A 22,009-nucleotide genomic window follows, 5' to 3' on the forward strand; every position below is an offset into this window, starting at 1 on the left:
CCGCGCCAGCGGCCCGCACGGACGATCCACGGAAGCCATGAAAAAAGCCGGCCCTGCGGCCGGCTCGACTGAACGACGTGAACCACGTCAATGACGACAAGGAGTTTCGACGATGCTGCGCTGGCTGATCGCTGTTCTCTTTCTCGCCAACATGCTCGCGTTCGTGGTGGCGCGCGGCGTGTTCGGGCCGCTGCCGGCGGCCGGCCCGCGCGAACCCGGCGTGCTGTCGCGGCAGGTACGGCCCGACGCGCTGCATGTGACGCCGCTCCTGCGGGCGACCGATCAGCCCGTCGTCGGCGGCCCGATCGCGGCGCCAGCCGTCACGACCGCACCGCTCGCGGCGTCCGCCCCGTGACGACGCCGCGTCGCGCTCAGGGCTGTTGCGCGCGCACCTTCTTCAGCAACGCGGTGGTCGAGCGGTCGTGCTCGAACGGGATCGCCAGCGCACGGCCGCCCCAGCCGCGCACGAGCGCCGATTCCGGCAGCGCATCCATGTCGTAATCGCCGCCCTTCACGAGGATGTCCGGACGGACGGCCTCGATCAGCGACACCGGCGTCTTTTCCGCGAACGTCACGACCCAGTCGACGCTTTCCAGCGCCGCCAGCAATGCCGCGCGATCCTCTTCGCGGTTGATCGGCCGGTCGTCGCCCTTGCCGAGCATGCGCACCGACGCATCGCTGTTCACGCCGACGATCAGACAGGCGCCGAGCACTTTCGCATCGGCGAGATACGTGACGTGGCCACGGTGCAGGATGTCGAATACGCCGTTGGTGAACACGACGGGCGACGGCAGCGACGCGCGCAGCGCGACGAGGGCATCACGGGTGATCAGCTTGCGTTCGAAAGTGGCGGACATGATGAAGAGCGGACGGAATGGACAACGGCTCGCGCGACGGCGGCACCCGATAAAAAGCCCGCCGGACCGGCCGGGCGGGCTTCATGCGATGAACGCGACACGGTGCCGCGCGCCGGGCGCGAATCGGGTACGACTCGCGCCGACGGCGGCCCCTGCCGGCCTCAGGCCGGCTGCGCGGCCGACGACGGGCCGCTTTCTGCCTGCAGGCGGCCGGTGACTTCCTTGCGGTAGCGGTTCAATTCCTGCGCGGTCGCGAACGTGCGCTCGAACAGGATCGACAGGTTGTGCAGGATCCGCTCGACGACCTTCTTCTCCCACTCGCCGTCGAACCGGATCTGCTCGTCGAGCCAGCGCTCGAGCCATTCCGGATCCGGCAGACGCGACTGCACGGTGTCGCGCGGGAACAGCGCCTGGTTCACGTGCAGGTTGGTCGGGTGCAGCGGCTTCTCGGTGCGGCGCGCCGACGCCATCAGCACGCCGATCTTCGCGAATGCGGCACGGGCGACGTCGCCGCAGTTGTTCAACGCCTTCTTCATGTAGCGCAGGTACGCGCCGCCATGACGTGCTTCGTCGCGCGAAATCGTTTCGTAGATCTGCTTGATGACGGGCTCGGTGTGCCAGTCGGCCGCGCAGCGGTACCAGTGGTTCAGGCGAATCTCGCCGCAGAAGTGCAGCATCAGCGTCTCGAGCGGCGGCGCCGGATCGAACTGGAAGCGCACCGCGTGCAGTTCCTCTTCGGTCGGCACCATCTCGGGCTTGAAGCGGCGCAGGTATTCCATCAGCACCAGCGAATGCTTCTGCTCCTCGAAGAACCACACGCTCATGAACGCGGAAAAGTCGCTGTCGTGCTGGTTGTCGCGCAGGAACATTTCCGTCGCGGGCAGCGCCGACCATTCGGTGATCGCGTTCATCTTGATCGTCTTCGCCTGCTCGTCGGTGAGCAGCGAAGCGTCGAACTTGTCCCACGGAATGTCCTTCTCCATGTCCCAACGGACAGCTTCGAGCGACCTGTAAAGTTCCGGATAAAGCATGGTGTTCATGATGGTCCCACCCCTGTTCTGCGCAATGCGACTTCTCTAAACGTGACTGTTGCCGCGCAAGCACGCCACGCGCGCTTTTTGCAGCCAAGACTCTAATTTTACGCGGGAAACCGGCCCGCCGGACGCTGATTCCTCGTCCGGCTGCCTGGCGGCCGCGTTGCCGCCGTTGGGCATGCCGCAACCCCGCTCCGTTCGGACGGAGCCGGCCGCGCTTGCCTGAGTGGGGGCCGGCGCTGGCCGGCTCGGTGGCGCGCCCGTCCCCTGCCCCAGGCGGGTCCCGGAAAGGTCCCGTGCGGATGCCGGATCGGCGGGCTGCTCGATATGGTGTATACGGCGGCGGCCATGATAGCACGCGTGCATGACGGTTCCGAGACGCTCGCCCGGTCGCGTGCCGCCAGCCACGGTGCGGCGATCGGTCGCGGCCGACCGTCGCGAAAACGCAACCTTACATTGCGCCTGCGCGTGTCAGACCCGTATTTCGCCGGTCGCGAGACCGTCTTCCGGCGGCGTGCCGGCCGCCGGCGCACTGCTGCCGTCGGCCTGCGCGATCCAGCCGGCGAGCGTCTCGCGCTGCGCCCGGCCGTCGCGGTAGCCGAGCTCGATCAGCTCGCGCGTGAAGGCTTCCTCGAACAGCAGATAGCTCGCGAACGACGCGCCGGCCGGCTGGCTGCCGCCGATCGCACCGAGCAGCCCGCGCATCGTCGCCGGCATCTGCTTCAGGTGTTTCGCGGCGATCAGCTCGATGCGCTCGGACGGCGCGATCGCGAGCACGTCGACGTGCCGCCAGCCGCTGTCGACCTCGACCTGGTGCGGCAGATGCTCGATCATCCGGTTGATGTGCTCGATCCGTTCGATGTCCGAGCCGATCGAGTCGAGGAACACGCTCGCGAGCACCTGCTGGCCGATCTGCGCGAGCGTCGGATAACCACGGGCCCGTCCCGCGCCGTTCGCGGCCGGAATCTCGGGCCGCGGATCGGCCGCGCCGATGACGACGATCCGGTCCGCGCCGAAGTGGATCGCCGGCGACAGCGGCGCGATCTGCCGGATCGAGCCGTCGCCGAAGTACTCGATCTGCCCGTCGAGCACGAGCGGCACCGCAGGGAACACGAACGGAATGGCCGACGACGCGAGCAGGTGCGACGCCGACAGGTCGACGAGCCGCGCGGTGCGCTGCGCGCGCCGCCACGCCTGGATCGGCTGGGCGGCCTGGTAGAAGGTGAGGTGCCGGCCGCTCGAATAGCTGAGCGCGGTGATCGCGAGCGCGTGCAGCAGGCGCGCCTCGAGCATCTGCTCGATCCGGTGGAAGCTCAGCTCGCGCTGCAGCAGGTGCGCGAGCGGCGTGTTGTCGAGCAGCCCGCGCGGCGAGCGGCGCGCCGCCCAGCCGAACGTCATCGTCGCGAGCCAGCGCGCGCCGGCAGCCGCGATGCCGAGCCAGTCGGTGCGATACACGTAATCGGCGCGCAGCGGCTCCCAGAATTCGAGCAGGCGGCGCACGCCATGGGAAAAGTCGTCCGCGTGGCTCGCGATCGACGTCGCGTTGATCGCGCCGGCCGACGAGCCGCACACGATCGCGAACGGCAGCGTGTGCCGCTGCGGATCGGCCTCGCGCGCGATCTCGGCCAGCGCCTTCAGCACGCCGACCTGGTATGCGGCGCGCGCGCCGCCTCCCATCAGAACGAGCGCGAGTCGCATGATCGACCTGCTACCTGCGCCGCATCACGTCGAGCGCTTCGGCGGACGCGTTTCGGGCGACGAAGCGGCCGCCGCGCGCGCCGCGGCCGAACCGGACGGCTTCGCGCGCTTCGCGGCGGGCTTGCGCGGCGCGGCAGCGGCCCCGGCCGGCTTCGCGGCCGGCTCCGGCGCGGCGGCGTCCGGCGGCGCGGCGCCCGGCGCGGCAGGCTGCATGCCCGGCTGCGCCATCGCGAGGCTCGCGAGCTGATTGAATTGCGTCTGCAGCAGATTCCACCAGCCGGCCGGATCGAACGGCTGCTGCGCGGGGTCGCCCGCCGGCGCATCCCCCGCGGACGCCGCGGCATCGGGCGCGGGCTCGCCCGCCGACGCGGGCTTCGCGGCCTGCGCGGCGGCCACGGCCGCTTCCTCGGCCGCCGACATCGAGCTTTGCGCGAACGCGCCGAACGCACGCAGCGTCGCGAGCGTCGCGCGCTGCACCTCGAGCGCCTGGATCGCGGACTGCAGCATCCCGAGATTGAGCTTCAGCCATTGCTCGACCGCGCGCAGATCGGTGATCCGCTTGTCGAGCTCCTCGACGTTCGTGAGCGGCGACATCATGTCGGACATGCTCGACAGCGACGGCGGCAGCCCGTGCGTGGCGCCCGGAAACGGCGCCATCCCGCCGAACGGCGACATCCGGATCATGTCCCACATCCGGTCCATCATGTCGGCGGGCTGGAACCCGGCAAAGCCGGCGAAAGGGTTGGCGCCGGAGGCATCGGTCGTCATACGGGCATCCTGGTTGACTGAGGGAGCGAGGCGGCCGCCGTGCGTCGCGCAGCCGCGCGTGATTCGATCATAGCGCGCACGTCAGAACGGCGCGTCGCCCGGGAACGCGGGCGGGCGCCGCTCGCGCAGCGAACGGACGCCCTCCTGCACGTCGGGCCCCGAAAAGCCCATGAATTCGAGCGCGAGCGACGTATCGAAGGTCGGGCCGGCCGTGCGCAGCCAGTTGTTCAGCGCGTACTTGGTCCAGCGGATCGCCGACTGCGAACCGTGCGCGAGCCGCTCGGCCACTTCGTATGCCTTCGGCAGCAGGTCGGCCGGCTCGACCGCGAGCGACACCAGGCCGATCCGCTCGGCCTCCTCGCCGCTCACGGGCTCGCACAGCATCAGGTAGTACTTCGCCTTCGCCATCCCGCACAAGAGCGGCCATACGATCGCCGCGTGGTCGCCGGCCGCGACGCCGAGCCGCGTGTGGCCGTCGATGATGCGCGCATCCTTCGCGGCGATCGAGATGTCGGCGAGCAGCCCGGCGACGAGCCCCGCGCCGACGGCCGGGCCATGCATCGCCGACACGATCGGCTTGCTGCAATTGATCACGTTGTAGACGAGGTCGCGCGCCTCGCGCCACACGCGGGCGCGCACGTCGAAATCGTTCGCCATGTCCTCGACGAGCGCGAGATCGCCGCCCGCCGAAAAGCCCTTGCCTTCGCCGCGGATCACCGCGACGCGCGTGTCGGGATCGCGATCGACGTCGCGCCAGATGTCGGCGAGCTCGCGATGCATGCGCGCGTTCGCGGTCGCGAGGCCGCTGCGGTTCGCGCCCTCGCCGCTCATCACGATGTCGAGCACGCCATGGTCGCGGCGCGTCACCTTCAGTGCTTCGTAACCGCCGTACGCGGCAAGATCGGCCATCTGCTGCTCCTTGTGCGAGGCGCTCGAACGCCTGAATCGAGTGTAGCCAAGCCCGCGCGGTCAAACATCGGGCGAAACCCGGCGCGCGGGCCGAAGCCGGGTTTCGCCGCTGCGTTGCTTGCCCCGCGCCGCTTACGCCGCGCCGTCGGGCGGCGCGACCGACTGCTCGATCGCGCCGAAGATCGACTTGCCGGCCGCGTCGAACATCTCGATGCGCACGGTGTCGCCGTAGCGCATGAATTCGGTCTGCGGCGCGCCGTGCTCGATCGTCTCGAGGCAGCGCTTCTCGGCGATGCAGCAGTAGCCGCGCTTCGCGTCCTTGTTCGAGACCGTACCGGAGCCGACGATCGAGCCGGCACGCAGGTTGCGCGTCTTCGCCGCGTGCGCGATCAACTGGCCGAAGTGGAACACCATGTCGGTGCCCGCGTCGGGCTGGCCGACCTTCTTGCCGTTCCAGTGGACGATCATCGGGCGGTGCACGCGGCCTTCGCGCCACGCGTCGCCGAGCTCGTCGGGCGTGACGGCGACCGGCGCGAACGCGGTGGCCGGCTTGCTCTGGAAGAAGCCGAAACCCTTCGCGAGTTCGGCCGGAATCAGGTTGCGCAGCGACACGTCGTTCACGAGCGTGACGAGCCGCACGGCCTTCAGCGCGTCGTCGGGCGACGCGCTCATCGGCACGTCGCCGGTGATCACCGCGACTTCCGCCTCGAAATCGATGCCCCATTCCTCGGACGGGCACACGACGTCGTCGCGCGCGCCCAGGAAATCGTCGCTGCCGCCCTGGTACATCAGCGGATCGGTCCAGAACTCGGGCGGCATCTCGGCGCCGCGCGCACGGCGCACGAGCTCGACGTGATTCACGTACGCGGAGCCGTCGGCCCACTGGAACGCGCGCGGCAGCGGCGCCATGCAGTTGGCCGGGTCGAACGCGAACGCGTTGCGCGCGCGGCCGTGGTTCAGCGCGTCGTACAGGTCGCGCAGTTGCGGCGCGTAGAACGCCCAGTCGTCGAGGACGCGCTGCAGCGTCGGCGCGATCGCATCGGCAATCGCCGCGGTGTGCAGGTCGCGCGACACGACGATCAGCTGGCCGTCGCGCGTGCCGTCCTTCAGCGAAGCAAGTTTCATAGGGGGATCTGCCGTTGTAGTGACGATGGAGGGAATCTATTTTACGATGGTGAATCCCTGCGGCGCGCCACGATCGCGCACGCCGTTTTCGCCCCGTTTCCTGTCGCATTTTCGCGCACCCGCTGCCCATGCCCGCCAGCCTGCTTCCCGACGACGATCTCGCCGACTCCGATACCGACGACGCCGCCTCCGGCGAACCCGGCGAGAAGGTCCGTTCCGGCATCCAGTCGATCGAGGTCGGCTTCCGCCTGCTCGACGTGCTGACGAGCGAGCCGCGCGCGATGATGCTGCGCGATCTCGCGCAGCGCGCGGGCATGAGCCCGGCGAAGGCGCATCGCTATCTGGTCAGCTTCTCGCGGCTCGGCGTCGTGTCACAGGACCCGGTCTCGGGCCGCTACGAGCTGGGCGGCTTCGCGCTGCAGATGGGGCTCGCGCGGCTCGCGCGCGTCGACGGCGTGAAGCTCGCGCGGATCGCGCTCACCGAATTCCGCGACCGCCTCGACCAGACGGTCGGTATCGCGGTGTGGGGCAACCAGGGGCCGACGATCGTGCACTGGATGGAATCGAGCCATCCGGCGAAGGCGTCGCTGAAGCTCGGCGACGTGATGCCGCTGCTCGGCTCCGCGACGGGCCTGCTGTTCGCCGCATACCTGCCGCGCAGCAAGACCGCCGCGATGCTGGAGCGCGAACTCGCCGATACGCGCCGCTCGCCGCACCACGGCGGCCCGCGCACCCTCGACGAAGTCGAGACGGTGCTCGCCGACGTGCGCCAGCACCAGGCCGCGCGCGTCGAAGGGATGCTGCTGCCGACGATCCATGCGTTCTGCATGCCGGTATTCGACGCGGTCGGCGAACTCGCGCTCGCGATCGTCGCGCTCGGCCAGGAAGGCTCGTTCGACATCGCATGGGGCGGCGAGATCGACACCGCGCTGCGCGCCTGCGCGCAGAAACTGTCTTACGAACTCGGCTATAGTCCCGACGCACGCGACGCCTGACGCATCCGGTTCACGCCACGTCACGCATCGCGAACGCGCGGCGCATCCGACGGTCCGATTCCTGTGGCGCGCGCCGCGCGCCCGACGTCACGCCAGCGCCCCGACCCTGTTCCGATGCCCATGCAGCCTGCCGATCTTCGCCCGCGTCACGCCCTGCCCCGCCGCTGGCTGCGCGTGGGCGTCGCGCTCGTCGCCGTGCTGGTGCTGCATGCGCTCGCCGGGTTCTGGCTGATGCGCAACCGCGAATCGTTCACGCCGCCGCCGGCCACGGAGATCCCGGTGCAGATCGAGCTGCTGAAACCGCAACCGATCGAGCGTCAGCCGGCCCCGCCGGCGCCGAAACCGGTCGAACGTCCGGCCGAATCGGCGGCGCCCAAGGCCGCCGCACCGAAGGTGGCCCCGCCGAAACCCGCGCCGTCGCACGAGCCGGTCCTCACGTCGACGCAGACCGCCGAGCACGGCGAACCGCCGGCTGCCGCCGCGTCCGCGGCGAGCGGCACACCGGGGGCTTCGGGCGCGCACGCCGCATCGGCCGCGGGCGCCAGCGCCGCGACACCGGGCCCCGCGACGAGCGGCGTGAAGTTCGCGGCGCCGCCGTCCGGCGACCTGCAGTACGACACGTTCTACAACGGCATGCAGAACATGATCGGCACGATCCACTGGCGCACCGACGGGCATACCTACGACTTGTCGGTGTCGATGCCGGTGCCGTTCGTCGGCCCGTTCACCTATCGCAGCGAAGGCCGCATCGACGCGTTCGGCGTCGCACCCGACCGTTACGTCGAGAAGCGCGGCAAGCGGCCGGAAGACATCGCGATCTTCAACCGCGAGATCCGGCAGGTCGTATTCACGCGCACGCCGAACAACGCGCCGCTGCCGGACGGCGTGCAGGACCGCTTCAGCATGCTGATGCAGTTGTCGGGACTCGTGCGCGGCAATCCCGCCGCCTACAAGCCGGGCGTCACGCAGCAGTTCTTCGTGATCGACAACAACAGCGGCGAGACCTGGCCGATCACCGTGATCGGCGACGAACAGGTGCAGACGCAGGCCGGCATCGTCGCGGCGCGGCACTTCATGCGCCTGCCGCGCCGCGACGGCGACACGCGCCGCATCGACATGTGGCTCGCGCCGTCGCTCGGCTGGCTGCCCGCGCGGCTCGTGCAGAGCGAGCCGAACGGGGCGCAGATCGAACTGCTGTGGCACGGCCGGCTCGCCGCACCGAACGTGCCTGCCGACGCCGCGCCCAGTGGCGCAACGAACGCGCCCGCTGTCGCTCCGGCACCCGATGCATCGGCCGTGCCGCCCGCGGAACCCGCGCCGCCCGCCGCCGTGCAACCACCAGCGTCATCGACTGTCACACAGTGAACGCACGCACATGAACGCGCACGAATCGGCAATTTCGACCGATTACAGATTTCCCGAAAATGGCCGATGACACTCTTTAACAACTATTTCAGTCCACCGGCTCACAATAAGAAACGTTTGATAGACATCGGCTTCTAACCGATACACCCCACGCAAACGGGAGAACGGGGTGTGCAGCGCAAGCCCCTTGAAACCGGCAAGGCTCGCCCCACCTAGGGGACAACAAGGCCAGATGCCACTGCGAAGAGGAGTGCCGCCATGCAAATGATCTACAACAGCCCCAACTACTGCGTCGTCGAATTTGCGCCGCAGGCCGGCCATCACCTGATGAATGCCGGCGGATACGAAATCGTCGACAAGAACGCGCAGCGCGAAATCTTCATCGACGGCGAACTTGCCGAACGATTCCGCGCGCACGTGAAGCAGCTGATCGAGGATGAACCGTCGCTCGACGAAGTCGACGAATTCCTCGGACAATTCGACAGCCTGATGATGATGCCCGTCGTGCTGCACTGACGACTCGCGGCCCGGCGCGTCACGCGGCCGGGCCATTCGCCGCGCATCGACGCGGCGCCGCGTGCACTCCGATCCTGCCCCCGTCCGGTTCGCCTGCGGGGGCTTTCATTTGGCGGGCCGTCCGGCCGGCGCGGCGAGGGTCGGCGACCGCTTGACGCACCGGCTACAATGACGGTTTTCCGTCTTCGCCGGTCTTCCGCCCATGTCTGAGACTCCCCTCGCCGCTTCCGCCCCGCTCGACGCGCGCTACACGCGCGGCGCCGCCCTGCCCGCGCTGCTGAAATCGCGCATCCTGATCCTCGACGGCGCGATGGGCACGATGATCCAGCGCTACAAGCTCGACGAAGCCGCGTATCGCGGCGAGCGCTTCAAGGATTTCCCGCGCGACATCAAGGGCAACAACGAGCTGCTGTCGCTCACGCAGCCGCAGATCATCCGCGAGATCCACGATCAGTACTTCGCGGCCGGCGCCGACATCGTCGAAACCAACACGTTCGGCGCGACGACCGTCGCGCAGGCCGACTACGGGATGGAAGATCTCGTCGTCGAGATGAACGTCGCATCGGCGAAGCTCGCGCGCGAATCGGCCGCGAAATACGCGACGCCGGACAAGCCGCGCTTCGTCGCCGGCGCGATCGGGCCGACGCCGAAGACGGCCAGCATCTCGCCGGACGTCAACGATCCGGGCGCCCGCAACGTCACGTTCGACGAGCTGCGCACGGCGTACTACCAGCAGGCGAAGGCGCTGCTCGACGGCGGCGTCGACCTGTTCCTCGTCGAGACGATCTTCGACACGCTGAACGCCAAGGCCGCGCTGTTCGCGCTCGACGAGCTGTTCGAGGACACCGGCGAGCGCCTGCCGATCATGATCTCGGGCACCGTCACCGATGCGTCGGGCCGGATCCTGTCGGGCCAGACCGTCGAGGCGTTCTGGAATTCGCTGCGCCACGCGAAGCCGCTCACGTTCGGCCTGAACTGCGCGCTCGGCGCGGCGCTGATGCGCCCGTACATCGCCGAGCTCGCGAAGCTGTGCGACACCTACGTGTCGTGCTACCCGAACGCGGGCCTGCCCAACCCGATGAGCGACACCGGTTTCGACGAAACCCCCGATGTCACGTCGGGCCTGCTGAAGGAGTTCGCGCAGGCCGGGCTCGTGAACCTCGCGGGCGGCTGCTGCGGCACGACGCCCGAGCACATCGCCGAGATCGCGAAGGCGCTCGCCGGCGTGAAGCCGCGCCGCTGGCCGAACCAGTACAGCGACAACGCCTGACCCGACCGCCCCACGTCCTTCCTCAAAAGAATTCGCACCGCCATGACCGATCACATGATGCGCCTTGCCGGCCTCGAGCCGTTCAACGTCACGCCCGGGACGCTCTTCATCAACGTCGGTGAACGCACCAACGTCACCGGCTCGAAGGCGTTCGCACGGATGATCCTCAACGGCCAGTTCGACGAGGCGCTCGCCGTCGCGCGCCAGCAGGTCGAGAACGGCGCGCAGGTGATCGACGTCAACATGGACGAGGCGATGCTCGATTCGAAGGCGGCGATGGTGCGCTTCCTGAACCTGATCGCGTCGGAGCCGGACATCGCGCGCGTGCCGATCATGATCGACTCGTCGAAGTGGGACGTGATCGAAGCCGGCCTCAAGTGCGTGCAGGGCAAGGCGATCGTGAACTCGATCTCGCTGAAGGAAGGCGAGGACGCGTTCCGCCACCACGCGAACCTGATCCGCCGCTACGGCGCGGCCGCGGTCGTGATGGCGTTCGACGAGACCGGCCAGGCCGATACCTACGCGCGCAAGACCGAGATCTGCAAGCGCTCGTACGACTTCCTCGTGAACGAAGTCGGCTTCCCGCCGGAAGACATCATCTTCGACCCGAACATCTTCGCGGTCGCGACGGGCATCGAGGAGCACAACAACTACGCGGTCGACTTCATCGAGGCGACCCGCTGGATCAAGCAGAACCTGCCGCATGCGAAGGTGAGCGGCGGCGTGTCGAACGTGTCGTTCTCGTTCCGCGGCAACGACCCGGTGCGCGAGGCGATCCACACCGTGTTCCTGTATCACGCGATCCAGGCCGGGATGGACATGGGCATCGTGAACGCGGGCCAGCTCGGCGTGTACGCCGATCTCGACGCGGAGCTGCGCGAGCGCGTCGAGGACGTGATCCTGAACCGCCGCGCGGATTCGACCGATCGCCTGCTCGAAATCGCCGACAAGTTCAAGGTGGGCGGCGCGAAGAAGGAAGAGAACCTCGAGTGGCGCAACCAGCCGGTCGAGAAGCGGCTCTCGCACGCGCTGGTGCACGGCATCACGACCTTCATCGTCGAGGATACCGAAGAAGTGCGCGCGAAGATCGCCGCGGCCGGCGGCCGTCCGATCAACGTGATCGAAGGCCCGCTGATGGACGGGATGAACATCGTCGGCGACCTGTTCGGCCAGGGCAAGATGTTCCTGCCGCAGGTCGTGAAGTCGGCGCGCGTGATGAAGCAGGCGGTCGCGCACCTGATCCCGTTCATCGAGGAAGAAAAGCGGCTGCTCGCGGAAGCGGGCGGCGACGTGCGCGCGAAGGGCAAGATCGTCATCGCGACCGTGAAGGGCGACGTGCACGACATCGGCAAGAACATCGTGTCGGTCGTGCTCCAGTGCAACAACTTCGAAGTGGTCAACATGGGCGTGATGGTCCCGTGCAACGAGATCCTCGCGAAGGCGAAGGTCGAAGGCGCGGACATCATCGGGCTGTCGGGCCTCATCACGCCGAGCCTCGAGGAAATGGCGTACGTCGCGTCCGAAATGCAGCGCGACGACTACTTCCGCGTGAAGAAGATTCCGCTGCTGATCGGCGGCGCCACGACGTCGCGCGTGCACACGGCGGTGAAGATCGCGCCGCACTACGAAGGCCCGGTCGTCTACGTGCCGGATGCGTCGCGCTCGGTGTCGGTCGCGTCGAACCTGCTGTCCGACGAAGGCGCGGCGAAGTATCTCGACGAGCTGAAGTCCGACTACGAACGCATCCGCGACCAGCATGCGAACCGCAAGGCGCAGCCGATGGTCACGCTCGCCGAAGCCCGCGCGAACAAGACCAAGGTCGACTGGGCCGGCTACCAGCCGGTGAAGCCGAAGTTCATCGGCCGCCGCGTGTTCAAGAATTACGACCTGAACGAGCTCGCGAACTACATCGACTGGGGCCCGTTCTTCCAGACCTGGGACCTCGCGGGCCCGTACCCGGCGATCCTGAACGACGAGATCGTCGGCGAATCGGCGCGGCGCGTGTTCTCCGACGCCAAGTCGATGCTCGCGCGCCTGATCCAGGGCCGCTGGCTGACCGCGAACGGCGTGATCGCGCTGCTGCCGGCGAACACCGTCAATGACGACGACATCGAGATCTACAGCGACGAGTCGCGCTCCGAGGTGCTGCTCACGTGGCGCAACCTGCGCCAGCAGAGCGTGCGCCCGGTGGTCGACGGCGTGATGCGGCCGAACCGCTCGCTCGCCGATTTCATCGCGCCGAAGGAATCGGGTGTGGCCGACTACATCGGGATGTTCGCGGTGACGGCCGGCCTCGGCGTCGACGCGAAGGAAAAGCAGTTCGAAGCCGACCACGACGACTACAGCGCGATCATGCTGAAGGCGCTCGCCGACCGTTTCGCCGAAGCGTTCGCCGAAGCGATGCACGCGCGCGTGCGGCGCGAGCTGTGGGGCTATGCGAGCGGCGAGACGCTCGACAACGACGCGCTGATCGCCGAGAAGTACGCGGGCATCCGCCCGGCGCCCGGCTACCCGGCCTGCCCGGACCACCTCGTGAAGCGCGACATGTTCGACGTGCTGCACGCGGACGAGATCGGCATGAGCGTGACCGACTCGCTGGCGATGCTGCCGGCGGCGAGCGTGTCGGGCTTCTACCTCGCGCATCCGGACAGCCGCTACTTCTCGGTCGGCAAAATCGGGCAGGATCAGCTCGAGGACTATGCGCGGCGCATGGCGCTGTCGCTCGACGACGCACGTCGCGCGCTCGCGCCGCAACTCTGATCGCTGCAAACGGGCGGCCCGGCCGCCTTTTGATCAGACAAAAGAAAAAGCCCGCTCGAAAGCGGGCTTTTTCCTGTCTGGCGAACCTTTCGATCTGCCAAGCAAGGGAAGCTCAGAAGCCCCAGTGGACGTCGGCCTGGCCGGCCTTCGCTTCGCGCAGCATCGTCAGGAACGGCGCGACGCGCTGGGCCAGGCTCGGCGGCACTTCGTGGTGCGCGTGGTCGGCTTCGTCCTCATGGAAATGGCCGGCGTGCTCGGCGCGTTCCTGCTTCGCCTGCGCGACCGCGCCTTCCAGCTTGGCGATCGCGTGGTCCAGTTCGTCGTGCGTAATCACACCGCGCTCGCCCAGCTGCTTGCCGACGAGACCCAGCACATACACGGCGAAATCCTTCAGCACGTCGAGATCCTGTGCCGCCTTGCTCTTGAACGTAATCATGACAATTCCCTTTTCATCTTGTTGTGCCTGCGCGGCGCGGTTGGGGAACGCCGGCAGACCGGCGTCCGGCCTCGCGGACGCGGGCCGCCTGAGCGGCATATTAGCACCTGTTAAAATTCTGCGATCCCTGAAACGCGCGCTTAAAAAGCGTGCCGGCGGGCCGGCGTTTCCGGCCGCCACCAACGAAGCCTTCTACCAGCATGCTGCCAGCACACAAACAGACCCTCGAAGCCCTGCTCGCGGATAGCGTCAAGCAGGTCGCACACGCGCTGAAAGGCGCCGACGCAGCATTCGTCGCCCCGGCCATCACGCTGGAGCGCCCGAAGGTCGCCGCGCACGGCGACGTCGCGTGCAACGTCGCGATGCAGCTCGCGAAGCCGCTCGGCACGAACCCGCGCCAGCTCGCCGAGCAGATCGTCGCCGCCCTCACCGCGCAGCCGGCCGCGCAAGGCCTCGTCGAAGCCGCCGAGATCGCCGGCCCCGGCTTCATCAACCTGCGCCTGTCGGCCGCCGCGAAGCAGGCCGTGATCGCCGCCGTGTTCGACCAGGGCCGCGCGTTCGGCACGTCGGATCGCGAGAAGGGCAAGCAGGTGTTGCTCGAATTCGTGTCGGCCAACCCGACCGGCCCGCTGCACGTCGGCCACGGCCGTCAGGCCGCGCTCGGCGACGTGCTCGCGAACGTGATCGCGAGCCAGGGCTACGCGGTGCACCGCGAGTTCTACTACAACGACGCGGGCGTGCAGATCGGCAACCTGGCGATCTCGACGCAGGCGCGCGCGCGCGGCCTGAAGCCGGGCGACGCGGGCTGGCCGGAAGCCGCGTACAACGGCGAGTACATCGCCGACATCGCGCGCGACTACCTGAACGGCGAAACGGTCGCCGCCTCGGACGGCGAGCCGGTCAAGGGCACGGGCGACGTCGAGGATCTCGACGCGATCCGCAAGTTCGCGGTCACCTACCTGCGTCGCGAGCAGGACATGGACCTGCAGGCGTTCGGCGTGAAATTCGACCAGTACTACCTCGAATCGTCGCTGTACAGCGAAGGTCGCGTCGAGAAGACGGTCGACGCGCTGGTCAAGGCCGGCATGACCTACGAGCAGGACGGCGCGCTGTGGCTGCGCACGACCGACGAAGGCGACGACAAGGATCGCGTGATGCGCAAGTCGGACGGCACGTATACGTACTTCGTGCCGGACGTCGCGTACCACGTGACGAAGTGGGAGCGCGGCTTCACGAAGGTGATCAACATCCAGGGTTCGGACCACCACGGCACGATCGCGCGCGTGCGCGCCGGCCTGCAGGGGCTGCACATCGGGATCCCGAAGGGCTATCCCGACTACGTGCTGCACAAGATGGTCACGGTGATGCGCGACGGCCAGGAAGTGAAGATCTCGAAGCGCGCGGGCAGCTACGTGACGGTGCGCGACCTGATCGAATGGTCGGGCGGCGCAGCGGCGGGCCAGGAAGCGGCCCCCGACCTGATCGACGAGGCGACCATCACGCGCGGCCGCGACGCGGTGCGTTTCTTCCTGATCTCGCGCAAGGCCGATACCGAGTTCGTGTTCGACATCGACCTCGCGCTGAAACAGAACGACGAAAACCCGGTCTATTACGTCCAGTACGCGCATGCGCGGATCTGCTCGGTGCTCAACGAACTGAAGTCGCGCTACAACGTCGACGTCGCGCAACTGCCGGGCGCCGACCTGTCGCAACTGACGAGCGCGCAGGCGACATCGCTGATGCAGAAGCTGGCCGAGTATCCGGACATGCTCACGCACGCGGCGAACGAGCTGGCGCCGCACGCGGTCGCGTTCTACCTGCGCGATCTCGCTGGCGAATTCCACTCGTTCTACAATGCGGAGCGCGTGCTGGTCGACGACGCAGCGCCGCGCAATGCGCGCGCCGCGCTGCTCGCCGCGACCCGGCAGGTGCTCGAGAACGGCCTGGCGATGCTCGGCGTGTCCGCACCCGCCAAGATGTAAGGATGTAAGCGCGGCCCCGAACCGGGCAGCGAATGGCCGCGGCAGCGCCCGCCGCAGGAGAGCCTGCCTCGGCCTTTTCACGATTCTTTTTGCAGGTGACTCAAGCAATGGCACAACCACGCCGAACTTCGAAGCAATCGAAACAAGCCGGAGGGACATTTCTTGGAATCGTGCTGGGCCTGATCGTCGGCCTCGCGATCGCCGTGGTGGTGGCGCTCTATATCACGCGTTCGCCGTCGCCGTTCGTGTCGAAGGTCGCGCCGCCGCCGGCCGACAACGGCGCAAGCCAGCCGCAGCAGTTCGATCCGAACCGCGCGCTGCAGGGCAAGACGCCTGGCCAGCCGGTGCCGCAAGCCGCGCAGCCCGCCCCGCCGAACACGGCGCCGGGCCAGGCCGCGAACCAGACCCAGGGCGGCCTGCTGCCCGAGCCGCAGATCGTCGAAGTGCCGCCGTCGGGTAACACGAACGGCGCGACCGGCTCGAGCAACACCACCACGTCGAACACTCCGTCGTCAGGCAACGGCGTCGCCGTCGCGCCAAAGCCGGCCGACACCACGCCGCCGCCGAAGAAGACGCAACAGGCGCAGCAACAGCAGCAAGGCGGCGAGGACGACCTCGCCCGCTTCGCCGCGCAGAAGCAGGCGCAGCAAGCCGCCGCGCAAAAGCAGCAGCAACAGCAGCAGGCCGCGAACACGCCGAAGCCGACGTCGTCGGCCACGGCCGCAGCGGCAGCGAAGCCGCCGACCGCGAACGACGCGAACACCGGCTACTTCCTGCAGGTCGGCGCATACAAGACGGAAGGCGATGCCGAGCAGCAGCGCGCGCGCCTCGGCTTCCAGGGCTTCGAATCGAAGGTGTCGAAGCGCGACGTCAGCGGCGTGACCTATTTCCGTGTGCGCGTCGGCCCGTTCTCGAAGTTCGAGGATATGAACTCGGCCCGTCAGCGCCTGTCCGATGCAGGTGTCGACACGGCGGTGATCCGCTTCACGAAGCAGTAAGCCAACCGGCCGAGCCCACGCAGAACCCGTTACGTTCCGTAACCCGAGCAACTGATTCGACGTTCACAACATGAAAAAACTGCTTAGCACGCTCCTTCTGTCCCTGGGCCTGGCCGCCGGCTTCGCGCAGGCTTCGCCCGCCGCGCCGGCCGCCGGCAAGGACTTCGAGGTGATGAAGTCGCCGCAGCCGGTATCCGCGCCGGCCGGCAAGGTCGAGGTGATCGAGTTCTTCTGGTACGGCTGCCCGCACTGCTACGAATTCGAGCCGACGATCGAGGCCTGGGTGAAGAAGCAGGGCAACAACATCGACTTCAAGCGCGTGCCGGTCGCATTCCGTGACGATTTCGTCCCGCACTCGAAGCTGTACTACGCGGTGTCCGCGCTCGGCATCTCCGAGAAGGTCACGCCGGCGATCTTCAACGCGATCCACAAGCAGAAGAACTACCTGCTGACGCCGCAGGCGCAGGCCGACTTCCTGGCCACGCAAGGCGTCGACAAGAAGAAGTTCATGGACGCGTACAACTCGTTCAGCGTGCAGGGCGAGGTGAACCAGTCGGCCAAGCTGCTGAAGGACTACGCGATCGACGGCGTGCCGACGGTCGTCGTCCAGGGCAAGTACAAGACGGGCCCCGCTTACACGAACAGCATCCCGGGTACCGCCCAGGTGCTCGACTTCCTCGTGAAGCAGGTCCAGGACAAGAAGCTCTGATCCCCGCCCGCGCGCCGGCATGACTACTCCGCTGAAGGTCTTCATCACCGGCGCGTCGAGCGGCCTCGGCCTCGCGATGGCCGAGGAATACGCCCGCCAGGGCGCCACGCTCGCGCTCGTCGCGCGGCGCACCGATGCACTCGATGCGTTCGCGCGGCGTTTCCCGAAGCTGTCCATCTCCGTCTATTCCGCCGACGTGCGCGACGCCGATGCGCTCGCGACGGCCGCCGCGTCGTTCATCGCGACGCACGGCTGCCCGGACGTCGTGATCGCGAACGCAGGCATCAGCCAGGGCGCCGTCACGGGCCAGGGCGATCTCGCGGCGTTCCGCGACGTGATGGACATCAACTACTACGGGATGGTCGCGACGTTCGAGCCGTTCGTCGGCCCGATGACGGCCGCGCGCCACGGCACGCTGGTCGGCGTCGCGAGCGTCGCCGGCGTGCGCGGGCTGCCCGGCTCCGGCGCGTACAGCGCGTCGAAGTCGGCCGCGATCAAGTATCTCGAAGCGCTGCGCGTCGAGCTGCGTCCGGCCGGTGTCGGCGTCGTGACGATCGCGCCCGGCTACATTCGCACGCCGATGACCGCGCACAACCCGTACCGGATGCCGTTCCTGATGGACGCCGACCGCTTCGCCGCACGGGCGGCGCAGGCGATCGCCCGGCAGCACGCGTTCCGCGTGATTCCGTGGCAGATGGGCGTCGTCGCGAAGGTGCTGCACGTGCTGCCGCGCTGGCTGTACGACCGCCTGTTCGAAAAGGCGCCGCGCAAGCCGAAGGCCGGCGCGCACTGACGATCCGCCGACGCGGCCCGCACGACGCGCGCAGGGCCGTATCGCTGCGCCGGAGCGTCGACGCGCCGGTTTTGCGACACCTGCCGCGGCACCTTCGCCGCACCCCGCCCGCCGGCTCCGCCGCCCCGGCGCCCGCCCCGCCCGCCGCCTCCACCGCACCTTTCGCCGCATCAACACCCGTTCCGTCGCGAACGCAGCCGTTTTTCGGCCAATTCGCCGCGTTCCGGCGCCTTTTTTCACGCGTCGCGCGCTTTGACGGTATGCTATTCGCCAGCCGCGCCGGCCCTGCCGCTTCCTGGCCGCGCCTGCCTCCATCATCCAGCGAAAAACACAAGCCACGTGGGAGATCCTATGCACGTCAAGCTGTTCGCCGCGGCCGCCATCGCCGCCGCCCTTGCCGCCCCCGGCCTCGCCGCCGCCAAGCCGCTCACCGTTTGCACGGAATCGAGCCCGGACGGCTTCGACGTCGTGCAGTACAACTCGCTCGTCACGACCAATGCATCGGCCGACGTGATCTTCAACACGCTCGTGTCCTACGACGAGGCCGCGAAAAAGGTCGTGCCCGCGCTCGCCGACAAATGGGAGGCCAGCGCCGACGGCCTCACGTACACGTTCCACCTGCGCCCGAACGTCGCGTTCCAGACCACCGACTATTTCAAGCCGAGCCGCGCGCTCGATGCGGACGACGTCGTGTTCACGTTCACGCGGATGCTCGACGATGCGAACCCGTGGCACAAGGTCGCCGGCGCGAGCGGCTTCCCGCACGCGCAGTCGATGGGCCTCGTGAAGCTCGTGAAGTCGGTCACGAAGGTCGACGACAGCACGGTGAAATTCGTGCTGAACGAGCCGAACGCGACCTTCGTGCCGATCCTGACGATGGGCTTCGCGTCGATCTACTCGGCCGAATACGCGGATCAGTTGCTGAAGGCCGGCAAGCAGGCCGACCTGAACGCGAAGCCGGTCGGCACCGGCCCGTTCGTGCTGAAGAGCTATACGAAGGACGCGCTGATCCGCTACGACGCGAACCCGACGTACTGGGGCCCGAAGCCGAAGGTCGACCGGCTGATCTATGCGATCACGCCCGACCCGTCGGTGCGCCTGCAGAAGGTGAAGGCCGGCGAATGCCAGATCGCGCTGTCGCCGAAGCCGCAGGACGTGCTCGCCGCGAAGGGCGAAAGCGCGCTGAAGGTCGTGCAGACGCCCGCGTTCATGACCGCGTTCGTCGCGCTGAACACGCAGAAGAAGCCGCTCGACAACGACAAGGTACGCGAGGCGCTGAACCTCGCGTTCGACCGCGCGACCTACCTGAAGGTCGTGTTCGACAACACCGCGACGGCCGCGAACAACCCGTATCCGCCGAACACGTGGAGCTACGCGAAGGACATCGCGCCGTACCCGCACGATCCCGCGAAGGCGAAGCAGCTGCTCGCGCAGGCCGGCTTCCCGAACGGCTTCTCGACGACGATCTGGACGCGCCCGACCGGCAGCGTGCTGAATCCGAATCCGAAGGTCGGCGCCGAACTGCTGCAGGCCGACCTCGCGAAGATCGGCGTGAAGGCCGAGGTCAAGGTGATCGAATGGGGCGAGCTGATCAAGCAGGCGAAGCTCGGCCAGCATGACATGCTGTTCATGGGCTGGGCCGGCGACAACGGCGATCCGGACAACTACCTGTCGCCGCTGTTCAGCTGCAACGCGGTGAAGTCGGGCATCAACTTCGCGCGCTTCTGCGATGCGCCGCTCGACAAGCTGATCGCCGACGGCAAGGCGACCGCCGACCAGGCCAAGCGCGCGAAGCTGTACGAAAGCGCGCAGAAGATCATCCACGATCAGGCGCTGTGGATTCCGCTCGGCTACCCGACCGCGGCCGCGCTCACGCGCACCAACGTGAGCGGCTATCACGTCAGTCCGTTCGGACGGCAGAACTTCACGACGGTCGCCGTGCAGTAACCGTGCGTGGCGCGCAAGCGACGGCGCACGCGCCGCCCGCTTGCGGCCCGCACGGCGTGCTTGCTACACTGCGCGCCGATTCCTCATACCGGACGCCAGCCAAAGTGAACCACTAAGCCTTCCCAAAATGTTTTCGCCGCCCGTGCCACGCACGCCGCGCGCGAAGGTCTTCACGCATTTTTGGAGGTGCTTATGGCTGCAGCCACGCCCACCGGCGCGCTCGTCGCGCTTCATCACGTTTCCTTCCGCTTCGACGACGGCGTCACGCTGTTCGATTCGCTCGACCTGTCCATCGATCGCACGCCGACCGGCATCGTCGGCCGCAACGGCATCGGCAAGAGCCTGCTCGCGCAACTGATCGCGGGCCGCCGCGCGCCCAGCGCGGGCACGATCGAGCGGCATGCGCAGGTGGTCTACGTCGCGCAGCAGCACGACGACGACGCAATGGCCATCCCGCGGACCGTCGCGCAGATCATCGCGCTCGATGCCCCGCTCGGCGCCCTCGCGCGTCTCGCGGACGGCCGCGCAACGCCGCACGACTTCGAGCTGATCGGCGATCGCTGGGATCTCGCGGAACGGCTGCGCACGACGCTCGACGCGGCTGGCCTGCACGACGTCCACGCCGACACGCCTGCGCACGCGTTGAGCGGCGGCCAGCTCGCGCGCGTCGCGCTGATCGGCGCGCTGCTGTCCGGCGCCGGCCTGCTCGTGCTCGACGAACCGACCAACCATCTCGACGCACCAGGCCGCGCGTGGCTGCGCGCGGCGCTCGACGGCTGGCGCGGCGGCGTCGTCATCGTCAGCCACGACCGTGCGCTGCTCGCCGGCGTGCAACGCATCGTCGAGCTGACGCCGCACGGCGCGCGTTCATATGGCGGCAACTATGCGCGCTACCGCGCGCAGCGCGACGCGGAACAGGACGCCGCGCACGCGGCGCTCGACCATGCGCGCACCGAGCGCGGGCGCGCACGGCGCCGGCTCGAACAGGAACACGACACGATCCAGCGTCACGCGGCCGCGTCGCTGCGCGACGCGAAGACGGCCAACCTGTCGTCGATGGCGCGTCAAAGCCGCAAGGGCGCCGCGCGCGCGATCATGGGGACCGTCCGGCGTCATCAGAGCGACTTCAAGGCGATGCTCGACGCGCGCGTGCAGGAAGCGGCCGCGCGCGTCGAAGCCGACGCGCCGGTGCTGGTATCGCTGCCGGGCACCGAGGTCAGCGCGCGCCGCCAGCTGTTCACGCTCGAACGCGCGCAACTGCCGTGGCGCGTCGCGGGCGACGCCGACGCGATCACGTGGTCGGCGAGCGGCCCCGTGCGCATCGCGCTGACGGGCCCGAACGGCTGCGGCAAGTCGACGTTGCTGAGAATGCTCGCGGGCGAGCTGGCGCCGCGTTCGGGCACCTGCACAACGCACGTGAGCACCGCGTATCTCGACCAGCGGCTCGCGCTGCTCGACGCCGAGCGCTCGATCGTCGAGCAGTTGGGCCTGCTCGATACGCCGCTCGCCGAAGGCGACCTGCGCAGCCGTCTCGCGCTGCTGCAGCTCGACGCGACGCGTGCGACGCAGCCGGCGCGGCAACTGAGCGGCGGCGAACGGCTGAAGGCGGCGCTCGCGTGCGCGTTGTGGCGCGGCACGCCGGCGCAACTGCTGCTGCTCGACGAGCCGACCAATCACCTCGATCTCGAATCGGTGCGCGCGATCGAAGCGGCGCTGGCCGGCTTCCCGGGCGCGATCGTGGTCGCGTCGCACGACGCCGCGTTTCTCGCGGCGCTCGAACCGACGCACACGATGCAGTGGCAGCGCGACGGGTGGCGCTACGAACCCGTCGCGTGACGGCGACGCAG

Annotated in this window: 19 protein-coding genes; 12 read left to right on the top strand and 7 right to left on the bottom strand. The window is 68.3% G+C overall.

All coding sequences use genetic code 11. The features are described 5' to 3' along the window. Window positions 1–112: 112 nt before the first annotated feature. Window positions 113–355, top strand: coding sequence for a hypothetical protein (locus tag DTA15_RS31155; RefSeq protein ID WP_006482093.1), 243 nt, complete (start codon window positions 113–115; stop codon window positions 353–355). A gap of 16 nt (window positions 356–371) precedes the next feature. On the opposite strand, the gene rfaE2 is transcribed toward DTA15_RS31155, so the two are convergent. From rfaE2 to DTA15_RS31190, 6 genes are all read right to left on the bottom strand, one after another. Then, complete coding sequence (gene rfaE2, locus DTA15_RS31160; RefSeq protein ID WP_006482095.1) at window positions 372–857, bottom strand: D-glycero-beta-D-manno-heptose 1-phosphate adenylyltransferase; 486 nt, start codon at window positions 855–857, stop codon at window positions 372–374. Window positions 858–1,018: 161 nt separating this feature from the next. After that, a complete protein-coding gene (locus DTA15_RS31165) occupies window positions 1,019–1,897 on the bottom strand; it encodes a ferritin family protein (protein WP_011353352.1) in 879 nt (292 codons plus the stop codon). A 465-nt stretch (window positions 1,898–2,362) separates the two neighbouring features. After that, entirely contained in the window at window positions 2,363–3,589 is a 1,227-nt protein-coding gene (locus DTA15_RS31175; protein WP_006482098.1) for a patatin-like phospholipase family protein, read from the bottom strand. A 24-nt stretch (window positions 3,590–3,613) separates the two neighbouring features. Further along, window positions 3,614–4,357: a PhaM family polyhydroxyalkanoate granule multifunctional regulatory protein gene (locus tag DTA15_RS31180; RefSeq protein WP_012492373.1), complete on the bottom strand. Its 744-nt coding sequence runs from the start codon at window positions 4,355–4,357 to the stop codon at window positions 3,614–3,616. A gap of 81 nt (window positions 4,358–4,438) precedes the next feature. Then, entirely contained in the window at window positions 4,439–5,266 is an 828-nt protein-coding gene (locus DTA15_RS31185) for an enoyl-CoA hydratase/isomerase family protein (protein WP_006490902.1), read from the bottom strand. 132 nt (window positions 5,267–5,398) lie between these two features. Next, window positions 5,399–6,391, bottom strand: coding sequence for a fumarylacetoacetate hydrolase family protein (locus tag DTA15_RS31190; RefSeq protein ID WP_006490901.1), 993 nt, complete (start codon window positions 6,389–6,391; stop codon window positions 5,399–5,401). Between the two features lie 128 nt (window positions 6,392–6,519). Between DTA15_RS31190 and DTA15_RS31195 the strand changes: the two genes are divergently transcribed. The 5 genes from DTA15_RS31195 to metH all read left to right on the top strand — a co-directional run bounded on the left by DTA15_RS31195 (window position 6,520) and on the right by metH (window position 13,297). Further along, window positions 6,520–7,386: an IclR family transcriptional regulator gene (locus DTA15_RS31195; protein WP_006490900.1), complete on the top strand. Its 867-nt coding sequence runs from the start codon at window positions 6,520–6,522 to the stop codon at window positions 7,384–7,386. Window positions 7,387–7,500: 114 nt separating this feature from the next. Further along, window positions 7,501–8,751, top strand: coding sequence for a DUF3108 domain-containing protein (locus DTA15_RS31200; RefSeq protein WP_034178332.1), 1,251 nt, complete (start codon window positions 7,501–7,503; stop codon window positions 8,749–8,751). A 258-nt stretch (window positions 8,752–9,009) separates the two neighbouring features. Then, entirely contained in the window at window positions 9,010–9,267 is a 258-nt protein-coding gene (locus DTA15_RS31210) for a BTH_I0359 family protein (protein ID WP_006477667.1), read from the top strand. Between the two features lie 202 nt (window positions 9,268–9,469). Further along, window positions 9,470–10,537 carry a homocysteine S-methyltransferase family protein gene (locus tag DTA15_RS31215; protein ID WP_006489099.1) on the top strand — a complete coding sequence of 356 codons (1,068 nt, stop codon included), beginning with the start codon at window positions 9,470–9,472 and terminating at the stop codon, window positions 10,535–10,537. 42 nt (window positions 10,538–10,579) lie between these two features. Continuing rightward, window positions 10,580–13,297: a methionine synthase gene (gene metH, locus DTA15_RS31220; RefSeq protein ID WP_006489098.1), complete on the top strand. Its 2,718-nt coding sequence runs from the start codon at window positions 10,580–10,582 to the stop codon at window positions 13,295–13,297. A gap of 112 nt (window positions 13,298–13,409) precedes the next feature. Here the strand turns inward: metH and DTA15_RS31225 are convergent, their stop codons facing one another. After that, entirely contained in the window at window positions 13,410–13,733 is a 324-nt protein-coding gene (locus tag DTA15_RS31225) for a DUF1840 domain-containing protein (RefSeq protein WP_006489103.1), read from the bottom strand. Window positions 13,734–13,933: 200 nt separating this feature from the next. Here DTA15_RS31225 and argS point away from each other — a divergent pair, with 200 nt between their 5' ends. The 6 genes from argS to DTA15_RS31255 all read left to right on the top strand — a co-directional run bounded on the left by argS (window position 13,934) and on the right by DTA15_RS31255 (window position 21,998). Then, entirely contained in the window at window positions 13,934–15,715 is a 1,782-nt protein-coding gene (gene argS / locus DTA15_RS31230; protein ID WP_006489096.1) for an arginine--tRNA ligase, read from the top strand. Between the two features lie 107 nt (window positions 15,716–15,822). Continuing rightward, window positions 15,823–16,713 carry an SPOR domain-containing protein gene (locus DTA15_RS31235; RefSeq protein WP_034178331.1) on the top strand — a complete coding sequence of 297 codons (891 nt, stop codon included), beginning with the start codon at window positions 15,823–15,825 and terminating at the stop codon, window positions 16,711–16,713. A 70-nt stretch (window positions 16,714–16,783) separates the two neighbouring features. Next, complete coding sequence (locus DTA15_RS31240) at window positions 16,784–17,422, top strand: thiol:disulfide interchange protein DsbA/DsbL (RefSeq protein ID WP_006489101.1); 639 nt, start codon at window positions 16,784–16,786, stop codon at window positions 17,420–17,422. A gap of 19 nt (window positions 17,423–17,441) precedes the next feature. Beyond that, window positions 17,442–18,215 carry an SDR family oxidoreductase gene (locus DTA15_RS31245; RefSeq protein ID WP_006489097.1) on the top strand — a complete coding sequence of 258 codons (774 nt, stop codon included), beginning with the start codon at window positions 17,442–17,444 and terminating at the stop codon, window positions 18,213–18,215. Window positions 18,216–18,566: 351 nt separating this feature from the next. Then, window positions 18,567–20,162, top strand: coding sequence for an ABC transporter substrate-binding protein (locus DTA15_RS31250; RefSeq protein WP_006483648.1), 1,596 nt, complete (start codon window positions 18,567–18,569; stop codon window positions 20,160–20,162). Between the two features lie 192 nt (window positions 20,163–20,354). Next, complete coding sequence (locus DTA15_RS31255) at window positions 20,355–21,998, top strand: ABC-F family ATP-binding cassette domain-containing protein (RefSeq protein ID WP_006483654.1); 1,644 nt, start codon at window positions 20,355–20,357, stop codon at window positions 21,996–21,998. Window positions 21,999–22,009 lie beyond the last annotated feature (11 nt).

This window comes from Burkholderia cenocepacia, from assembly GCF_900446215.1.
Lineage (GTDB): Bacteria > Pseudomonadota > Gammaproteobacteria > Burkholderiales > Burkholderiaceae > Burkholderia > Burkholderia cenocepacia.